The sequence below is a fragment of the Vibrio sp. Makdt genome, from assembly GCF_027587015.1.
Classification (GTDB): Bacteria; Pseudomonadota; Gammaproteobacteria; order Enterobacterales; family Vibrionaceae; genus Vibrio; species Vibrio chagasii_B.
In genome coordinates this window covers 1-1,490 of the sequence record NZ_JAPPTH010000061.1, presented here as the reverse complement: position 1 = coordinate 1,490, position 1,490 = coordinate 1, and the positions used below count along the sequence as shown (strand labels likewise).

The 1,490-nt window shown below is 53.7% G+C and carries 1 rRNA gene; it reads right to left on the bottom strand.

Annotated elements, in window-relative coordinates:
* Positions 1-38 precede the first annotated feature (38 nt).
* Positions 39-1,490: ribosomal RNA gene (locus tag OH460_RS27275) — 16S ribosomal RNA — on the bottom strand; the annotation flags it as partial.

Genomic DNA, 1,490 nt, shown 5'->3' with positions numbered 1-1,490 from the left:
ATCAATCTGTGTGGACACTTATCGTGAATATCTTCGTATAAGGAGGTGATCCAGCCCCAGGTTCCCCTAGGGCTACCTTGTTACGACTTCACCCCAGTCATGAACCACAAAGTGGTGAGCGTCCTCCCCGAAAGGTTAAACTACCCACTTCTTTTGCAGCCCACTCCCATGGTGTGACGGGCGGTGTGTACAAGGCCCGGGAACGTATTCACCGTAGCATTCTGATCTACGATTACTAGCGATTCCGACTTCATGGAGTCGAGTTGCAGACTCCAATCCGGACTACGACGCACTTTTTGGGATTCGCTCACTCTCGCAAGTTCGCTGCCCTCTGTATGCGCCATTGTAGCACGTGTGTAGCCCTACTCGTAAGGGCCATGATGACTTGACGTCGTCCCCACCTTCCTCCGGTTTATCACCGGCAGTCTCCCTGGAGTTCCCGACATTACTCGCTGGCAAACAAGGATAAGGGTTGCGCTCGTTGCGGGACTTAACCCAACATTTCACAACACGAGCTGACGACAGCCATGCAGCACCTGTCTCAGAGCTCCCGAAGGCACACCTGCGTCTCCGCTGGCTTCTCTGGATGTCAAGAGTAGGTAAGGTTCTTCGCGTTGCATCGAATTAAACCACATGCTCCACCGCTTGTGCGGGCCCCCGTCAATTCATTTGAGTTTTAATCTTGCGACCGTACTCCCCAGGCGGTCTACTTAACGCGTTAGCTCCGAAAGCCACGGCTCAAGGCCACAACCTCCAAGTAGACATCGTTTACGGCGTGGACTACCAGGGTATCTAATCCTGTTTGCTCCCCACGCTTTCGCATCTGAGTGTCAGTATCTGTCCAGGGGGCCGCCTTCGCCACTGGTATTCCTTCAGATCTCTACGCATTTCACCGCTACACCTGAAATTCTACCCCCCTCTACAGTACTCTAGTTCACCAGTTTCAAATGCAGTTCCGAGGTTGAGCCCCGGGCTTTCACATCTGACTTAATGAACCACCTGCATGCGCTTTACGCCCAGTAATTCCGATTAACGCTCGCACCCTCCGTATTACCGCGGCTGCTGGCACGGAGTTAGCCGGTGCTTCTTCTGTTGCTAACGTCAAGAGATGCCGCTATTAACGACACCCCCTTCCTCACAACTGAAAGTACTTTACAACCCGAAGGCCTTCTTCATACACGCGGCATGGCTGCATCAGGCTTTCGCCCATTGTGCAATATTCCCCACTGCTGCCTCCCGTAGGAGTCTGGACCGTGTCTCAGTTCCAGTGTGGCTGATCATCCTCTCAGACCAGCTAGGGATCGTCGCCTTGGTGAGCCATTACCTCACCAACTAGCTAATCCCACCTAGGCATATCTTGACGCGAGAGGCCCGAAGGTCCCCCTCTTTGGCCCGTAGGCATTATGCGGTATTAGCCATCGTTTCCAATGGTTATCCCCCACATCAAGGCAATTTCCTAGGCATTACTCACCCGTCCGCCGCTCGACGCC